We start from the raw sequence: 15,720 nt of genomic DNA, 5'->3' as shown, positions 1-15,720 counted from the left end.
TATACCCAAATGGCTACAACTGCAGACTTTCGCAACGGCATGTGTCTCGAAATAGAGGGACAGTACTACTTCATCGTCGAATTCCTACACGTCAAGCCCGGCAAAGGCCCGGCTTTCGTCCGTACCAAACTCAAGAACGTCGCTACAGGACGTATCCTCGATAAGACTTGGAACAGTGGCGTCAAGGTCGAAGAAGTCAGAATAGAACGACGCCCCTATCAGTACCTCTATCAGGATGAGATGGGATACAACTTCATGCACCCCGAAACCTTCGAGCAGATCACCATACCCGGTGCAAGCATCGACGGCGTTCAGTTCCTCAAAGACGGCGATATGGTAGAAGCCATGGTACATGCCGCCAGCGAAACGGTACTCACCTGCGAACTGCCTCCGCACGTTAAGCTGCGCGTGACCTACACCGAGCCGGGACTCAAGGGCGACACCGCCACCAACACGTTGAAGCCTGCGACCGTGGAGACGGGAGCAGAAGTACGCGTACCCCTCTTCATTCAGGAGGGAGAAATCATCGAAGTGGATACCCGCGACGGCTCCTACATCGGTAGAGTAAAAGAATAAAGCTGACAAGGGAACCTCTCCCACACGACAAAAAGCAAAGCACCCGCNCGACGGCTCCTACATCGGTAGAGTAAAAGAATAAAGCTGACAAGGGAACCTCTCCCACACGACAAAAAGCAAAGCACCCGCTCGGAGTTCGACAGGAACTTCGGCGGGTGCTTTGCTTTTTTATGCTTCCATGAAAGACGTCTTCGGCTTCTTTCCCCCATCGAATGGCTGACGATCTATATATAAAATGAAAACAATTTATATATAAATGGAAATCGATTTATATACAAATCGAAAACGCTTTATATATAAATCATTCCGAGAACTCCGAATAATCGGATTTCAGCCTTGCTTTTGCGCGAAACTAAAGTGCTACAAAGCTTTTATCGAAGAAACACAGAATCCGTTTTATATATAAATCGCAAAATGTCCTTCGTTGTTGAAAACTTTTTCCTTGACTGAATCCATCGAAATTCAACCCGTATAACTATTTTTGCGTTAAAATCATTACAAATAGAATAAAACTCCGTACTGAAATAACAGACATCGAACAATGGAAGTATATAAGAACAATGACAAAATAGAAATAATCCTTACTGAAGATGAGGCGACAACTATGTTTCATTTTGTGGACAAACAGGAAGGAAGCATATGTGATAGAATCTTTTTGGATTCGGATGAAGAACAACTCTTATCTGACCTTGGGTTGGAATTAGGACAAATTCTTTACGGGTAATACTTTTTCCAAAGGCATAGACATAAGCTGATACGACAGCAATGGGGCATAATATCTGCTCAATATAAGGAAGCAAGAAATCATACCTGCATACGCTTCGGCTTCAATCACAAGCGAGCCTACGCAAAGATGAGGATCATGATTTGTGCGAAGATGATGCGGACAAACATCGAAAGCGGATACACGGTGGCGTATGCCACAGAAGCTCCGTCACCTTTGAGCTGACTATTCACATAGTCGAGAGCCATCGGATTGGCTGTACTACCGCATATCATACCGGCTGTACCATCGTACCTGTTGCGGAGCAACTTGATAGAAGCCCAGCCAACCAATAGCGTTGGAAACATCGTGATCAAAAAGCCGACTCCGACCCAAAGCAAACCATCCCCGTGGACAATGGTATCGAAGAAATTGGCTCCACTGGCCAATCCAAGTCCTCCGAGGTAGAGGATGATACCGAATTGGCGCAGGAGGAGATTGGCGCTGTTGGTTACATATGTGGTCAGGTGGAAGCGTGGCCCGAATGCTCCCATCAGAATACCGATAATGATAGGGCCACCGGCTAATCCCAACTTGATAGGCATGCTGACACCGGGCAGATAGAAGGGAATCATGCCGAAAACACATCCGAGGACAAGGCCTCCGAACAGAGTAGTCAAATGGGGATTGTCCAACTGTTTGACTTCATCACCCAAAATCTCGGCCACGCGCTCTACCGCCTTACCTTCGCCAACGACAGTCAGGCGGTCGCCCAACTGCAGATGAAGATCTCTATCCGGCAGCAATTCGACTCCGGCTCTGTCTACACGGCTGATATTGACGCCATACAGATTACGGATTTTCAGTGTACCGAGGCGTACGCCGTTAAGCTTGGGGCGGGTTATGACCAACCGGCGCGATACAAGCTGTTTGTCTACACTGTTCCAATCGATATCGGGACGGTTCCAGTCCTTCATTTCCCTTTTGCCGAAGAGAATTTCGAGCTGCGAAGTATCCTGCTCGCCCGAAACAGCCAAGATATGATCGCCCAGATAGAGGATCATATCGGAGGTAGGGATCTCGACTTTACCGTTGTGCCAGACCCGTGTAATGACGAAAGGACGCTTGAGCAGCAAGGCTACTTCGCGAACGCTTTTGCCATCCAAAGCAGGATTGCAGATTTCATACTCGGAGAAGAAAGCTTTGGGAGCCTCCGAATCGTCTCGTTCCTCGACCTTCGGCATCATAACTTTCAGCAAAGCCAACGCAATGATCACACCCACAACGCCCAAAGGATAAGTGACGGCACAGGCCAAAGCCATCTCGGCCATTTCGGCCGTGGCATCGGGATTGATCTGATGGAGGGTCGTTTGGGCAGCACCCAAAGCAGGGGTATTGGTAGTGGCACCGGCCACGATACCCATCAGATTGGGCATGGAAATGCCAAGGATATAATAAAGAAGGATGCACAGGAGGAATGTGACCAGGACTAATCCCAAGGAGATAAGATTTTGGGCAATCCCCCCCTTCTTGAGCGAAGGGAAAAAAGACGGGCCTACCTGCAAACCCAGCGCATAGACAAAGATTACAAGGCCGAAGTTCTGCGCAAAAGTGAGCATCACGGGATCGGTAGTAACGCCGAAATGAGAAGCCAAAATCCCGACAAAAAAGACGAAAGTGATGCCAAGCGAGATAGTACCGATACGAAGCTTGCCCAACTGCAAGCCCAAAGCGCATACGAGACTGAGGATAATGATCGTCTGCGTAACCGACGGCTCGAGGAAAACTTCGCGGAGCCAAAGAACTATTGTGTCCATAATCCTACGTGAAGAGAGACTTTCTATGCTATGAGTCGGCTGTACACACTACCCTCTTCATAATTAGAAAATGACTACCGATGAGGCAAAATCCTAAAATCTTTGGCCATTAATAATCCCGAATCGGATAGGGTTATAAACCGGCTATTAATTAGTTTGTGCAAATGTATATGAAAAGTTCCTATCTTTGACGGGAACGAAAAATCAATCATAATCATGAATATCAGAGACTATATCCGCGAAAATGAGGCACGCTTTCTGGAAGATCTTTTTGCCCTGATTCGCATCCCCTCGGTGAGTGCAAAAAGCGAACATAAACCCGATATGCAGCGTTGTGCCGAACACTGGCGCGACCATCTCCTACAGGTAGGGGCACAGAAAGCAGAAGTATTCCAGACACCGGGCAATCCGGTCGTCTATGCGGAACGAATAATAGATCCGAAAGCCAAAACCATACTCGTCTATGCACATTACGATGTGATGCCTCCCGAGCCTTTGGAGCTTTGGAAGAGCGAACCGTTCGAGCCGGTAATTCGTGACGGCCATATCTGGGCGCGCGGAGCCGACGATGACAAAGGGCAGGGCATGATCCAGGTGAAAGGATTCGAGACGGCTTTGACTCTGGGTTTGGTACAGTGCAATGTGAAGTTCCTCTTCGAAGGTGAGGAGGAGATAGGCTCTACCAATCTGGAAGCATTCTGCCTCGCACACAAGGAGATGCTATCGGCGGATGTGATCATCGTATCCGATACGAGTATGGTAAGTGCCGAGACCCCATCACTGACGACCGGTCTGCGCGGACTGGCATATTGGGAAATGGAGGTGACCGGCCCCAACAGGGATTTGCACTCCGGACACTTCGGAGGTGCCGTGGCCAATCCGATAAACGAGCTATGCAAACTCATTGCAGGCATCGTGGACGAGAACGGCCGTATCACGATCCCCCATTTCTACGATGATGTAGTACCGCTATCGGATGAAGAGCGTCGAATGATCGCACAGGTACCTTTCTCCGAAGAAAAATACTGCCAGGCACTGGACATAGACGCCGTATTTGGGGAAGTCGGATACAGCACACTCGAGCGGAACAGCTGTCGCCCGTCATTCGACGTTTGCGGCATCTGGGGTGGCTATACGGGAGAAGGTGCCAAAACGGTATTGCCTTCGAAGGCTTACGCCAAAGTATCGTCACGATTGGTGGCCAATCAGGATCACGAGAAAATATCCCAAATGTTCATCGACTACATCCGGTCGGTGGCACCTAAGCATATCAAAGTGAAAGTGACTCCCCTACATGGCGGGGAAGCATACCTCTGCCCCATCGATCTGCCTGCCTATAAAGCTGCCGAGGAGGCTTGTGCCATCGCATTCGGCAAAAGACCGCTCGCCGTTCGTCGGGGTGGCAGCATTCCTATCATTGCTACATTCGAGAAAGTATTGGGACTGAAGACCGTGCTGATGGGATTCGGATTGGAAAGCAACGCCATTCACTCGCCGAACGAGAATATGCCGCTGGACATCTTCCGTAAGGGAATCGAATCGGTAGCCGAGTTTTACCGTATATACAAGTAAGAAAAAACCGTAGAGGGTGCATACAGGGCGAAAGGAAATCCTGTTGCACCCTCTTTCATTAAAAGAATACTGCATTGGGCATATTGATAAAACAGGCACTGCTGGAAGGTATCCGTCAGGATATTAGGATCGAGGGCAACCGCATTGCGGAGGTCGCTCCTACGATTGACGGCCATGCCGACGAAATTATTGATGCCTCTTCCATGGCCGTTATACCCGGGTTGCAAAACTGTCATACCCATTCGGCCATGACTATCTTCCGGGGCTACGGCGATGACCTGAGACTGATGGATTGGCTTGAGAACTGGATATGGCCGGTGGAAGCACAGATGACAGAGGAAGATGTCTACTGGGGTTCGAAATTGGCCTGTCTGGAGATGATCAAGAGCGGCACGACAGCTTTCCTCGATATGTATGCTCATACCCTTGCCACAGCACGAGCTGTGGAAGAGATGGGTTTGCGTGCCGTACTGTCGTCCACGCTCTTCGACAGAGGTGATCAGGAGCGTGCCTGTATCGACCGAGAGCGTTGCTACAGTCTGCACGAAGAATTCCGCTCCTATAGCGACAGAATCCAATTTTCCGTAGGGCCTCATGCCATTTATACCGTAAGCGGAGAGCAATTACAATTCTGCCATTGCTTTGCGAATGAGAAAAATGTGCTGATACACCTACACCTGTCCGAGACAGAAGGAGAAGTCCAAGACTGCATCGCCAAGTTCGGTACCACTCCCGTCAGGTATCTATACAAACTGGGTGTACTATCGCCCCGGTTAATCTTGGCTCATAGTATTTGGCTGGATGATGAGGAAATGGACTTGCTGGCCGCTCACGGCTGTAAGGTGGTACACAATCCTGCATCGAATATGAAATTAGCCTCCGGCTATCGCTTCCACTATGACGAGATGCGCAAGCGCGGAATAGTCATAGGACTTGGCACCGATGGATGTTCCTCCTCCAACAATTTGGATATGGTCATTGCCATGAAGCTGGCCGCCTTTCTCGGCAAAGCCTGGCGTTCGGATGCTACGGCAGTGAAAGCGACGGATATATACGAAAGTGCTACAATAGATGGAGCCAGAATCATGGGAACGGATGCCGGAGTCATAGCTCCGGGACGCTTGGCAGATCTGTGTCTGGTACGTCTGGACATTCCGGAGATGACTCCCTGTCACAACTTCATATCCAACTTGGTTTATTCTGCCAACGGCAGTGCAGTGGATACGACTATTGTAGATGGGAAGATCCTGATGCGCGGACGTAAAGTACCCGGAGAGGAAGCCATATTGGCAGGTGCTGCCGAGGCAGCATACAGACTGATGGCCAAGGCCCACAAAACACACGAATGAAAATATAAACATATCACATAATGAAACTCCAAGAACAGCATTACCACGAGGCAGCATCTTTCCTGTCCTCTCGTCTGCCGGGCGATGCCAAAACGGCTATAATACTGGGTAGCGGCTTAGGTGAACTGGCCGAGAAAATCGAAGACAAGACCGTCATCCCCTACAATGAGATACCGCATTTCGCCCAAGCTACGGCCGTAGGGCACAAGGGTAATATCATCGGAGGGATCTTAGGGGGTACTCCGGTCGTTGCCATGCAGGGTCGTTTCCATTATTACGAAGGATATTCGATGGATCAGGTGACGTTCCCCATCAGGGTTATGAAGCTATTGGGCATAGAAAATCTTTTCGTGTCGAATGCTGCCGGTGGCATCAACACCTCCTTCAAGGTGGGAGACCTGATGATCATTTGCGACCACATCAATAACCTGCCCAATCCGTTGATCGGGCCTAATATGGATATGTTCGGCGTTCGCTTCCCGGATATGACACGAGCTTATGACCGAGAGTTCATCGCTAAAGCCAAAGGCATAGCTCAAGAACTGAATATCCCGGTCAAAGAGGGTGTGTATGTAGGTCTTACAGGCCCCTCCTACGAAACGCCTGCCGAATACAAGTTCTGGGGACAAGTGGGTGGCGATGCCATCGGTATGAGTACGGTACCGGAAGTAATCGTAGCTCGCCATACGGGTATTCGCGTTTTCGGAATGTCCGTAATCACGAATGAAGGCTACCACTTTGCCGACGACTTCGTCAATGATGAGCAGGATGTGATCCGTGCAGCCAATGCCGCATCCGAAAAGATGGGAGCGATCTTTGCTCGACTGATCGCTGCTGTTTGAAAAATGATCTGAGTCTGAAAAAGACAAAGAAGAGAGCTTTATCCTTTGCACCGATAAAGCTCTAACGACAAAGGCCATTCGAAAGATAGGCTCTCCTTGCTTACAAAGGGGGGCCTATTTTATTTTCACTCCTATCACCAACGGTTCCAACCGATTAGGGAAACTCTCTTAAAGGGACAAAAAGGTGCTGTAAAAGACAAGGTTACGACCGATAAAGACCTGCATAAAAAATACGAGAGCGAAACGTCTCACGACGGCTCGCTCTCCAATTAACCTTAAAATCTAATACCATGAAAAACACACTACAAATATAATACTTTATGTTAAACAACATATTATTCGGAGCAAAAACATGCATATTTACGTTTATTTAACGTTTTGAAAAGATAATATAGAATCATAAATCTCCACTTTGGGACAAGATAAAAACTGATCTCTGCTATCGATACCGGCATGAATAGTTTCCTCTTAAACTACATCAACAGGCTGACTTCTATTCAGTTACAGTTCTTTTCACCTTATTCTTCAATATACATACTTACTGTACCATCTCAGGATTTTGAGCCTTTATGTAGCTTGGAAGGCTTTGACGGCACCTTTTTAGCTGTTTGTAGAATACACCTACGTATCATTCAAGCAAGAGGACTCGCTTGATGAGTATACAATAGGCAAGCATTTGACATTGGAGACAAGCGATATTAAAAAAACGCTTACAGAGATCCTCATTAGGCCAGTCAAATCCAAATGCGATCGCCTTCACTTACGGCATGTAACTCTATGCTCTCTAGAAAACATTAAATTAGAGCTGATTCAAGTCTGGAATTAACTCTAATTCCCCCAATGATCAACACTTCAATTGACAATATGGAGTTTACAATTGCAAGTTGCATTTAAGTATATTTAGAAAAATAATGACGAGAGATTGAAATCACCATCATCTATCAATTTCGGAGATTTTAAACATCCGATAGATTTCTCAAAATCAACTTTTTCAGAAAAAATAAATATTTCATTACCTACCCTATTGGATACACATTGAGATAAACTATACAAAACTTTTTTCATGTTAGGGTAAAGTTTAATAATAAAATCTTGATTGTCATATGAAATCATCCATCTTTTTTTTACTCTTTGTATCTGTTTTGCCAATCTTTTATGATCTTTGTCAAGATAAAAATTCATATATAAATCTGATGCTTTTTTATAATATGGAGGATCTAAATAAATAAAAAAATCTCTCTTTTTTCTATCAATTCTTCTTATAAATTCAACCCCATCAAGATTCGAGAGAATGATACGATTTTTAAACCTTGAAATCCTCTGAATTTTACTGATTAAATCTTCTTTATTAAACCTCGCATTAATTTTGTATTTTCCTTTTTGCTCAAGGCCACCAATCACTCCTCCTTTAATTACTCCAGAGACATTTGTTCTATTAAGAAAGAAGGTTGATTCTGCTAAACTTACCAAATCAAACTTATCTGATTCACGTTGAATATGCTTATAATAAACCCAATTATCAATAGAGACGTCAACACTCTCAACCCATGCACACAATCGATCTGAATCATTAAGGGCACAATACCAAAAGGCATAGATAGATCGGTCTAAATCATTTATGTAAATCTTATTAACATACTCTTCAAAAAGTAATCTGAGAGCTAATCCTGCTCCTCCTGCATAAGGTTCAGCATAATTGATTCCGAGCAAATTATTCTCATAAAAGAATCTTGAAACGAAGGGAAAGATACAATTCTTTCCTCCGGGGTACCTTAAAGGTGAATAGAAAGCATTCATCTACTATTTTTTCCCATGCGTCAGAGTAAGCATTTTACCAAGAACAAGTGAAATAGAATAAGTTTGAGATTTATTACTTGAAGCTTTATAATTGTGAGCTCCGAGATGCAACAACTGTGTTATTGATGTTTTCGTCACATTATCTGCAGAAAGAGTCGTTTTATCATTTTGCCCTAAGCTTTTTACTGCATTGTCATAATATTCTTGCAAATACTCATTTATTGTTCTCCTATCCTCTTTCGCCGCAGATTCACAGAGGAGCCGTAGAGACATCCTGATAAGGACTATGAAAGAATCTGAAAGTTCGTTTTGGTGTTTTTCATAAACCTGATGCAAAAAACAAATATCACGATACAAATTATTCACTTCACCATGTTTTAGAGAAAGCTTTTCTCCAAAGAGTTCAAATTCTTTTTTTTGTGTACGCCTTGTTTGGCGTTTTTTCTTTCCCTCTTCTCCATTTATTACACCTTTAGAAAAATCAAGGTCTACATCTTTGTAATCATTTGTTTTTGGCATTCCTTTGATCATAGATTGAATGGGATCATCCAATACCTCTACAATTTTTCCTCTATTACGTCGAGTGGTTATTTCCTTTTCTAGTATTTTGCGTGACAAATTTTCCAAAACAGAAAGGGCATCATTCTCATCATAAACACTTTCAAACTTACCATCTTTAATACGGAATCCCAATTTTTCAAGAATATCCTTTTTCAATATTTCCTCTTTTACAAACCTTTTATTCAAGTGAGGATAAGCACTAATCATTTTAGTAGTATCCTCAATTATCAAAAAATCGCTTTTTTCATATCCCATGTATTTGTGCAGAAAAATATCTCTTTCAAGAGGACCCCATGAACCGGAATCGCTATGTTTTCTATATATATTTTTTAGCGCAACTTCTTTATCACAAACATTGCATGGTATTTCTTCAGGTATAACAGCAGGTATATCCATTTTGCAGTCCGCTTTCACTGTAACTAATTTATGTTTTATCTTCCCAAGTATTACACGTCTATTCCCATCATAAACGACAGGTTTACCTTGTTGATAAACCACAGTCGGAAGTTCACTAAAATCATAAAATTCCCCCATTTCTTTTGCGAGCTTATGCAACAACCATTTTGATTTTTCATCTTCGATTGCTCTATCAACAATATCTTGATCTTTCGCATTAATATCAATAGGATCTCGAGGATTCTCAGTCCACAACACCAAATCTTTCAACTTCAGCCTTTTAATTTCTTGACTCGCCATGATTCTCCAAAATAATCTAAAAAACAAAACTACAATCAAAAAAAACAATGTCTGATAAGATATTCTACAAAAACATTCTGCATATCAATATAACGCCGAAAGGGATTAAGGCAATAATATCAACTCAATCTGCAAATATAACAATATATCCTGATTTTTGAAAAGCAACTCAACAATTTATATCCCATTAGTTCGAAAAGGGTAATTTATTAACATTAAAAACAAGCCCACATAGATACAATTTATTATGTATTCCAATTTTAAAATTGAACAATTAATAAATATAATATACGATCAACGAGACTATTATATAGAAATAAAACCTTGACTAATATTAGCTGCTTGTTACTTTCTTTTTTTTTAATTTGAAGAAACTCTATCGGGGTACCCTATTTCGACACTATATATAAGGTATGGGATGCAGGATTGGGGGTGATGTTCCGAGCGTTTCGGACAAGGGGCGGAGGCTTCTCTTGGGACTGAAAAAACCATGCTAAAACAAGACCGAAATCAAACTATATACTTTGGCAAAACTAAACTATATAGTTTGGTTAGACTAAACTATATACTTTGGTTCAACTAAACTATATACTTTGGTGAGACCAAACTATATAGTTTGATCAGACCGATTTTTTTAGCCCGATTTACGCCGATTAAAAAGAAAAGTTTTTGGAAAATTTTAGCCGAAAAGCACAAAACACAACAGACTCATTTACAGCGGATTACAAAATAAATATGGAAAACTTTTCAACAATGAAGGTCTTTGCTATTGCCCGTATAGAAAAAACGATACACTTTTGTGCGCCGCGATATTGCGGCCAAAACTTTTTAATCTATTTTAATTATGATTGGATATGTATCCAAGCAATCTAAAGTTGCCAATAAAGATGGCAAAAGAGTGTGGTATCCTCAGACTGTGGCTTCGGGCCGCGTCATCGATACCAAAAGAGTAGCACGCGAACTTGCTGCACGTTCGGGTGCATCCGAGGGGGATGTACATGGCATCCTGCATGACTTGGGACTCGTGCTGCGGGACTATCTCTCCACAGGGGCGCGCGTGGTGTTGGACGGAGTAGGTTCCTTCCGGATCACAGCCAACGCACGTGGCAAAGGTGTGGAGAAGAAAGAGGATGTATCGCCTCGTCAGTTCAACAGCATCCGTGTGGCTTTCTATCCGGAGAAGCGGGTGAATCAGTCCACTCACACGACCAATGTGACGCTGATCGACCCCAATCTGCGGTTCGTCTACGTGAAGGATCCGAAAGATGCGGCGAGCGACGCCTCTTCACAGACGAACACATCCGACAGCCCTACACCACCGAACGGTGGTGGCGAACAGGGTTCACAGGGTGGCGGATTGTAGCAGCCGGCATGTGATCGATAAGCACTTCGGGACAGAGATCTCCCGTAACGCTTGACGGTTTGTCACAGTAGCCGTCCGGTATTATCAGCAAAAGTATTCGGGGCAGGCTATATATCCGCCCACAGTCCGATCTTTCGGAAAAAGATATAATACTGATTGACTACTGTGGCAAACCTGAAAAAAGAGTGTGTCAGGACGGGATGTTCTGGCACACTCTTTTTCCATTTTACAGACATGGCTCTTGTGATATAAGTCGGCCTTGCATACACGACGGCAGGCCAAACGACATGAATTTCTATACCGAAAGGAACTATCCATCGGTGCATTATAGCCGAAAGAGGGAAGAGAAGAGGGAGGATCAGGCTGTCCGGATAGCTTTGATCAGGGGGTGGAGAGCTATCGGATTATACACCGGAGAGCATGCTATACCGGCTCGTATGTGGGGGAAGAATGGGCATAGCCGAAATAATCTTCGAGCGCAGAGGCCAAAGATGCCGGCGTACCCTCACGGAAAGGACGCTCCTTGTCCAGCAGCCAAATGCGATCGGCCATGGGCAAGATGGCATCGAGATCATGAGTGGAGAGGAAGATAGTCCTACCGGTATCATGGGCCAGGCTGCGAAGGAGACGCAGCAGTTCCATCTTGCTGGGATAGTCGAGGAAAGCCGTCGGTTCGTCGAGGAAGATGATCGGTGTCTGCTGTGCCAAGGCTTTTGCGATGACTACTTTTTGCCTCTCTCCATCGCTGAGCGTAGTCAGTTCGCGATTGATCAGCGGAGCGATTCCCACACGTTCTACGGCTTCTGCCACGAGCTTTCTGTCCCCTTTCTGCAATCTGCCCCAGAATCCGGTATAAGGGCTACGCCCCAATGCGACGAGTTCGCCTGCCGTCATCCCGGCAATCCGGCAATTATCGGTCAGCACTACGCCTATACGCTTGGCTATTTCTATCTCTTTATAGCTATCCAGTGACCGCCCCAGTAGATGTATTTGCCCCGACAGGGGCTTCATGAATCCTGCCATCGTACGCATGAGCGTACTCTTGCCGGCACCGTTCACACCGAGCAGAGCCGTTAATCGTCCGGCATGGAGATGAGCTTCCACGCCGGATGCCACGATGCGGTCTCCGGATTTGGTTCGATACCCGATAGCAAGCCGGCTCAGCTCTATTGATTTCTCCATTGATAATAACGTTTGCGGATGGGGATTGCGGAGGCCGTTGGTCTCAGTCGGTTTCTTCCTTGAAGCGTCTGCGCCGGAACAATACGGTGACGATAATAGGTGCTCCCACCAAAGCCGTTACGGAATTGACGGGCAAAGCTCCCTCAAAACCCGGCATACGGGCAATGATATTGCAGAAAAGGGCCAGAGCACTTCCGATCAGACAGGTAGCAGGCATCAGGATCCGATGATCTGATGTGTGAAAGATAACGCGTGCCAAGTGTGGCACGGCCATCCCCAAAAAGCCGATAGGACCGCAATAGGCTGTGACGGCAGCGATCAGCAGCCCGGCGGAAGAGATCACGAGCAGCCGTGCCCGACGAGTATTGAGGCCCAGATTGCGCGCGTAGCTTTCTCCCAGCAATAAGAGATTCAACTGCTTGACAAGGAGCATGCCGGCCGGAATGAAGATCAACATCAGGATGACAAAGAAACTCAGCTGCGAATCCGTGGCACGGGAAAAGCTGCCCAAACCCCAAATTACGTATGCCCGAATATCCTCTTCGATACTGAAAAACTTGAATACCCCGATGACGGCAGTGGCCACATATCCGATCATAACGCCGATAATGAGCAGCGTAACGTGGCTGCGCACCTTGGTGCTGACAAAAACGATCAGCCCCATCACGGCCAGCGAACCTACGGCAGCGGCTATGTTCATGGCCACCTCGCCCATATAGCCCAGGCTGCTCAATGCCACTCCTCCGAGCGAGCCGCTCAGCAGGACGACCAAAGCAACGCCCAAGCTGGCTCCGGAGCTGATGCCGAGAACGGACGGCCCGGCCAAAGGATTGCGAAAGACGGTCTGCATCTGCAAGCCGCTAACGGACAGGCCTGCACCGGCAAAAGCAGCCGTGAGAGCTTCGGGCAGGCGGGACTTCCACAGGATATTGTAGTGCACGAGTGCTTCTCCTCCTTCGGGACGATCCGAAAAAAGATGTCGGAAGATTTCGCTCATCGGAATAGCCACCGAGCCGAGGAAGAGATTGACCCCGAAGAGAATGACTACAGCCCCTCCCAGCGCGGCCAGAATACCTGCGACAGATATTGTACGTAAGTGGCTGACGGATGTCATCGGAGCAAATAATAGAAATGCGGTTGGTGGTCGGGAAGCAGTCCGGGGTGCAAGATAGCGATAAGATCGGCCAGCACCCAATCGGGATGCATGGGCATGAGTTCGTAGAAGGCTGTTTCTCTCAGGTTGCAGTAGATCACGCCTTTTTCCTTGAATGCCCTGAAGTCGGCATATCGGCTGTCTTCGGCTTTCAATGCCTCATAGCCGAACTTCCCGGGATAGCTGTTGAGGATTCGCCAGTAGCGAGCCGAATCGGATCGGCTGTAGACCGTCTCGAAGTCGAGAGAGACACCGCCGGATCGCTGATCGTCTTTCAGGAAATACTCGCCTCCGGCATCGCGTATCTGCTGTGCCAGATAGCTCTTGCCCCCGACGGCGTACCAGTTGCCTCCGCGCATCTCTCCGCTAAAGACGATCGGCCGATCGGTCACTTCATCGGCATATCCGGTCAAAGCATGGTAGCGCGTTTCTATCTCCGAAAAAAAACGACAAGCCTTGTCGTACTGTCCCGTAAGAAGGCCGATGAGCTTCACCCACTCTGCCTGACCGAGAGGCGTCAGCTCTTTATAGCCTAAATGGGGTATCAAGGGTACGGATACCTGCTCCAACACATCGTATCCCCCACGCTTGAAAGGGGAAATCAGGATCAAATCCGGCTGCAACGACATGACTACCTCGCGATCGAAATTTCCCTCGATACCTATTTTCTGCGTGCGACCGTCTTGGAGCTGTGCCTTCATGACAGAGTCCCTCAAATACCTGGTACTGGATATTCCTGCCACCAAGGGCTGTGCTTCCAGAGCAATAAAATTGGAAAGCTGGAGCGTAGTCATACACACCACCCTCTCTACCGGTATCGTCACGGCTGTATATCCTTCAGGAATAGCCGGATGCGTCCCTTTCGGCACCAAGGCGAAGCGATATTCCTTGTGCGACTCCTGCTGCGGATCTTCGATGGAAAGAAGATAACATCCTTCGCCGGCATCAAGGCGGAAACCCTCTGCATACCGTGGGCGCAGGCTATCGGAGGATATGGCGGAGGTTGCCTTTTGCTCTTGGGTACGGGTACGATTGCAGCCGGCCGCTATCAGAAAGAGAATAGCCGACAAAAAGAGTGTGACAGAATATCGTCTCATCGGTTTGTTTGGGTGGAAAAGAAAGAGCACTCATCGAGAAATCGGCAAGCCCTTTTTCTCGATAAGTGCTCTCGTAGACTTAATTGCTTGATCGTCTCATTGCATATCCGCCCGTCCTTAGCGAGCAGAGGCAGCTTTCATATGCTTGAGCCAGATATTACGGATCTCTTCTATATCTCCAAGAGCTGAAAAATTGCCATTGTCCAGCTTGTCTATAGAGACCGTGTAGCCGGCATTGGTCAGCAACGTCTTCCAGCTATCGTCCTCATCTCCGGCCATATCATTCGTAGCATGGTCGCCTGCCACACTCATCAGCGGCATCATTGTTACGGCCGTGGCACCGGTTTCTTTCAGTTCGGCAATAACATCTTCGATGGAAGGATCGGACTCGACGGTTCCGACGATCATAAACTTGCTATAGTTCTTCATGATCTTATTGATACGACCATATCTGTCATTGGCAGCATGCTCGGTACCGTGTCCCATGAATACGACAGCTTCCCCTTTCTCTATTGTCTGCTGAAAACGCTTGTGCAAGATCTCTGCCATCTCGCGCATATCTTCATCGGTATCGAAGAGCGGGGTCCCTATCTTCACCGTAATGTCGGTATGTGCTGCCTTGAACTTATTGACAAAGTCGAGCATCTCATCATATTCTCTACCGGGAATCACATGAAGACTCTGCACATTGATCTTCTTATAACCCAGACGGGCCAATTTCTCCAAAGCCTCATCCGGAGCATCGATATAGATACCCTGCTGAGCCAGTATCTTTCGGATAATAGAAGACGTATATGTCCAGCTTATCTTTTGATCGGGATAAGCTGCGGCAAAAGTCTTCTCGATCTTCGCATAGGTTTCGCGCGGAGCTTTATAGGAGCTACCGAACGTCACCAAAAGAGTTGCCTCTCCTTTGTTCTCCAAATCCTTGTTGTTGTTCGAACAAGAGAGCATGGCAATGGCCATAAGTCCCAAAGTCGCTAAAATCAGTCTTTTCATCACTGTTGTTAAT

General features: G+C 46.5%; 13 protein-coding genes. 6 read left to right on the top strand and 7 right to left on the bottom strand.

The window, feature by feature from the left end; genetic code table 11:
* Positions 1 to 9: 9 nt before the first annotated feature.
* Positions 10 to 576: an elongation factor P gene (efp, locus tag HQ49_RS03335; protein ID WP_039418447.1), complete on the top strand. Its 567-nt coding sequence runs from the start codon at positions 10 to 12 to the stop codon at positions 574 to 576.
* A 541-nt stretch (positions 577 to 1,117) separates the two neighbouring features.
* Complete coding sequence (locus HQ49_RS03330) at positions 1,118 to 1,300, top strand: hypothetical protein (RefSeq protein WP_039418445.1); 183 nt, start codon at positions 1,118 to 1,120, stop codon at positions 1,298 to 1,300.
* Between the two features lie 119 nt (positions 1,301 to 1,419).
* On the opposite strand, the gene HQ49_RS03325 is transcribed toward HQ49_RS03330, so the two are convergent.
* Entirely contained in the window at positions 1,420 to 3,096 is a 1,677-nt protein-coding gene (locus HQ49_RS03325) for a putative transporter (protein ID WP_039418444.1), read from the bottom strand.
* A gap of 216 nt (positions 3,097 to 3,312) precedes the next feature.
* Between HQ49_RS03325 and HQ49_RS03320 the strand changes: the two genes are divergently transcribed.
* The 3 genes from HQ49_RS03320 to HQ49_RS03310 all read left to right on the top strand — a co-directional run bounded on the left by HQ49_RS03320 (position 3,313) and on the right by HQ49_RS03310 (position 6,859).
* Positions 3,313 to 4,668 (top strand): dipeptidase, encoded by a 1,356-nt coding sequence (locus HQ49_RS03320; RefSeq protein ID WP_039418443.1) that lies wholly within the window; start codon positions 3,313 to 3,315, stop codon positions 4,666 to 4,668.
* Positions 4,669 to 4,742: 74 nt separating this feature from the next.
* A complete protein-coding gene (locus HQ49_RS03315) occupies positions 4,743 to 6,017 on the top strand; it encodes an amidohydrolase (RefSeq protein ID WP_039418442.1) in 1,275 nt (424 codons plus the stop codon).
* A 20-nt stretch (positions 6,018 to 6,037) separates the two neighbouring features.
* A complete protein-coding gene (locus tag HQ49_RS03310) occupies positions 6,038 to 6,859 on the top strand; it encodes a purine nucleoside phosphorylase I, inosine and guanosine-specific (protein ID WP_039418440.1) in 822 nt (273 codons plus the stop codon).
* Positions 6,860 to 7,759: 900 nt separating this feature from the next.
* Here HQ49_RS03310 and HQ49_RS03305 read toward each other — a convergent pair.
* Together HQ49_RS03305 and HQ49_RS03300 are read right to left on the bottom strand one after the other, a co-directional pair.
* Entirely contained in the window at positions 7,760 to 8,656 is an 897-nt protein-coding gene (locus tag HQ49_RS03305; protein WP_052073428.1) for a DNA adenine methylase, read from the bottom strand.
* A gap of 3 nt (positions 8,657 to 8,659) precedes the next feature.
* A complete protein-coding gene (locus tag HQ49_RS03300) occupies positions 8,660 to 9,913 on the bottom strand; it encodes a hypothetical protein (RefSeq protein WP_039418438.1) in 1,254 nt (417 codons plus the stop codon).
* Positions 9,914 to 10,757: 844 nt separating this feature from the next.
* Here HQ49_RS03300 and HQ49_RS03295 point away from each other — a divergent pair.
* Positions 10,758 to 11,276: an HU family DNA-binding protein gene (locus HQ49_RS03295; protein WP_039418437.1), complete on the top strand. Its 519-nt coding sequence runs from the start codon at positions 10,758 to 10,760 to the stop codon at positions 11,274 to 11,276.
* A 423-nt stretch (positions 11,277 to 11,699) separates the two neighbouring features.
* Here the strand turns inward: HQ49_RS03295 and HQ49_RS03285 are convergent, their stop codons facing one another.
* From HQ49_RS03285 to HQ49_RS03270, 4 genes are all read right to left on the bottom strand, one after another.
* Entirely contained in the window at positions 11,700 to 12,458 is a 759-nt protein-coding gene (locus HQ49_RS03285; protein WP_039418434.1) for an ABC transporter ATP-binding protein, read from the bottom strand.
* A gap of 43 nt (positions 12,459 to 12,501) precedes the next feature.
* Positions 12,502 to 13,572, bottom strand: coding sequence for an iron ABC transporter permease (locus HQ49_RS03280; protein WP_039418432.1), 1,071 nt, complete (start codon positions 13,570 to 13,572; stop codon positions 12,502 to 12,504).
* Positions 13,569 to 14,708: an ABC transporter substrate-binding protein gene (locus HQ49_RS03275; RefSeq protein WP_039418431.1), complete on the bottom strand. Its 1,140-nt coding sequence runs from the start codon at positions 14,706 to 14,708 to the stop codon at positions 13,569 to 13,571. Before HQ49_RS03275 ends, HQ49_RS03280 begins: the two co-directional genes overlap by 4 nt.
* A gap of 117 nt (positions 14,709 to 14,825) precedes the next feature.
* Positions 14,826 to 15,707 carry a sirohydrochlorin cobaltochelatase gene (locus tag HQ49_RS03270; RefSeq protein WP_039418429.1) on the bottom strand — a complete coding sequence of 294 codons (882 nt, stop codon included), beginning with the start codon at positions 15,705 to 15,707 and terminating at the stop codon, positions 14,826 to 14,828.
* Positions 15,708 to 15,720 lie beyond the last annotated feature (13 nt).

This window comes from Porphyromonas gulae (assembly GCF_000765945.1).
Taxonomy (GTDB): Bacteria; Bacteroidota; Bacteroidia; order Bacteroidales; family Porphyromonadaceae; genus Porphyromonas; species Porphyromonas gulae.
This window is presented reverse-complemented; position numbering and strand designations above follow the sequence as displayed.

Excerpts from the sequence above, each read along its gene's own strand:
- efp (WP_039418447.1), top strand. The coding sequence starts at position 10 with ATGGCTACAACTGCAGACTTTCGCAACGGCATGTGTCTCGAAATAGAG.
- HQ49_RS03330 (WP_039418445.1), top strand. The coding sequence starts at position 1,118 with ATGGAAGTATATAAGAACAATGACAAAATAGAAATAATCCTTACTGAA.
- HQ49_RS03325 (WP_039418444.1), bottom strand. The coding sequence starts at position 3,096 with ATGGACACAATAGTTCTTTGGCTCCGCGAAGTTTTCCTCGAGCCGTCG.
- HQ49_RS03320 (WP_039418443.1), top strand. The coding sequence starts at position 3,313 with ATGAATATCAGAGACTATATCCGCGAAAATGAGGCACGCTTTCTGGAA.
- HQ49_RS03310 (WP_039418440.1), top strand. The coding sequence starts at position 6,038 with ATGAAACTCCAAGAACAGCATTACCACGAGGCAGCATCTTTCCTGTCC.
- HQ49_RS03305 (WP_052073428.1), bottom strand. The coding sequence starts at position 8,656 with ATGAATGCTTTCTATTCACCTTTAAGGTACCCCGGAGGAAAGAATTGT.
- HQ49_RS03300 (WP_039418438.1), bottom strand. The coding sequence starts at position 9,913 with ATGGCGAGTCAAGAAATTAAAAGGCTGAAGTTGAAAGATTTGGTGTTG.
- HQ49_RS03295 (WP_039418437.1), top strand. The coding sequence starts at position 10,758 with ATGATTGGATATGTATCCAAGCAATCTAAAGTTGCCAATAAAGATGGC.
- HQ49_RS03285 (WP_039418434.1), bottom strand. The coding sequence starts at position 12,458 with ATGGAGAAATCAATAGAGCTGAGCCGGCTTGCTATCGGGTATCGAACC.
- HQ49_RS03280 (WP_039418432.1), bottom strand. The coding sequence starts at position 13,572 with ATGACATCCGTCAGCCACTTACGTACAATATCTGTCGCAGGTATTCTG.
- HQ49_RS03275 (WP_039418431.1), bottom strand. The coding sequence starts at position 14,708 with ATGAGACGATATTCTGTCACACTCTTTTTGTCGGCTATTCTCTTTCTG.
- HQ49_RS03270 (WP_039418429.1), bottom strand. The coding sequence starts at position 15,707 with ATGAAAAGACTGATTTTAGCGACTTTGGGACTTATGGCCATTGCCATG.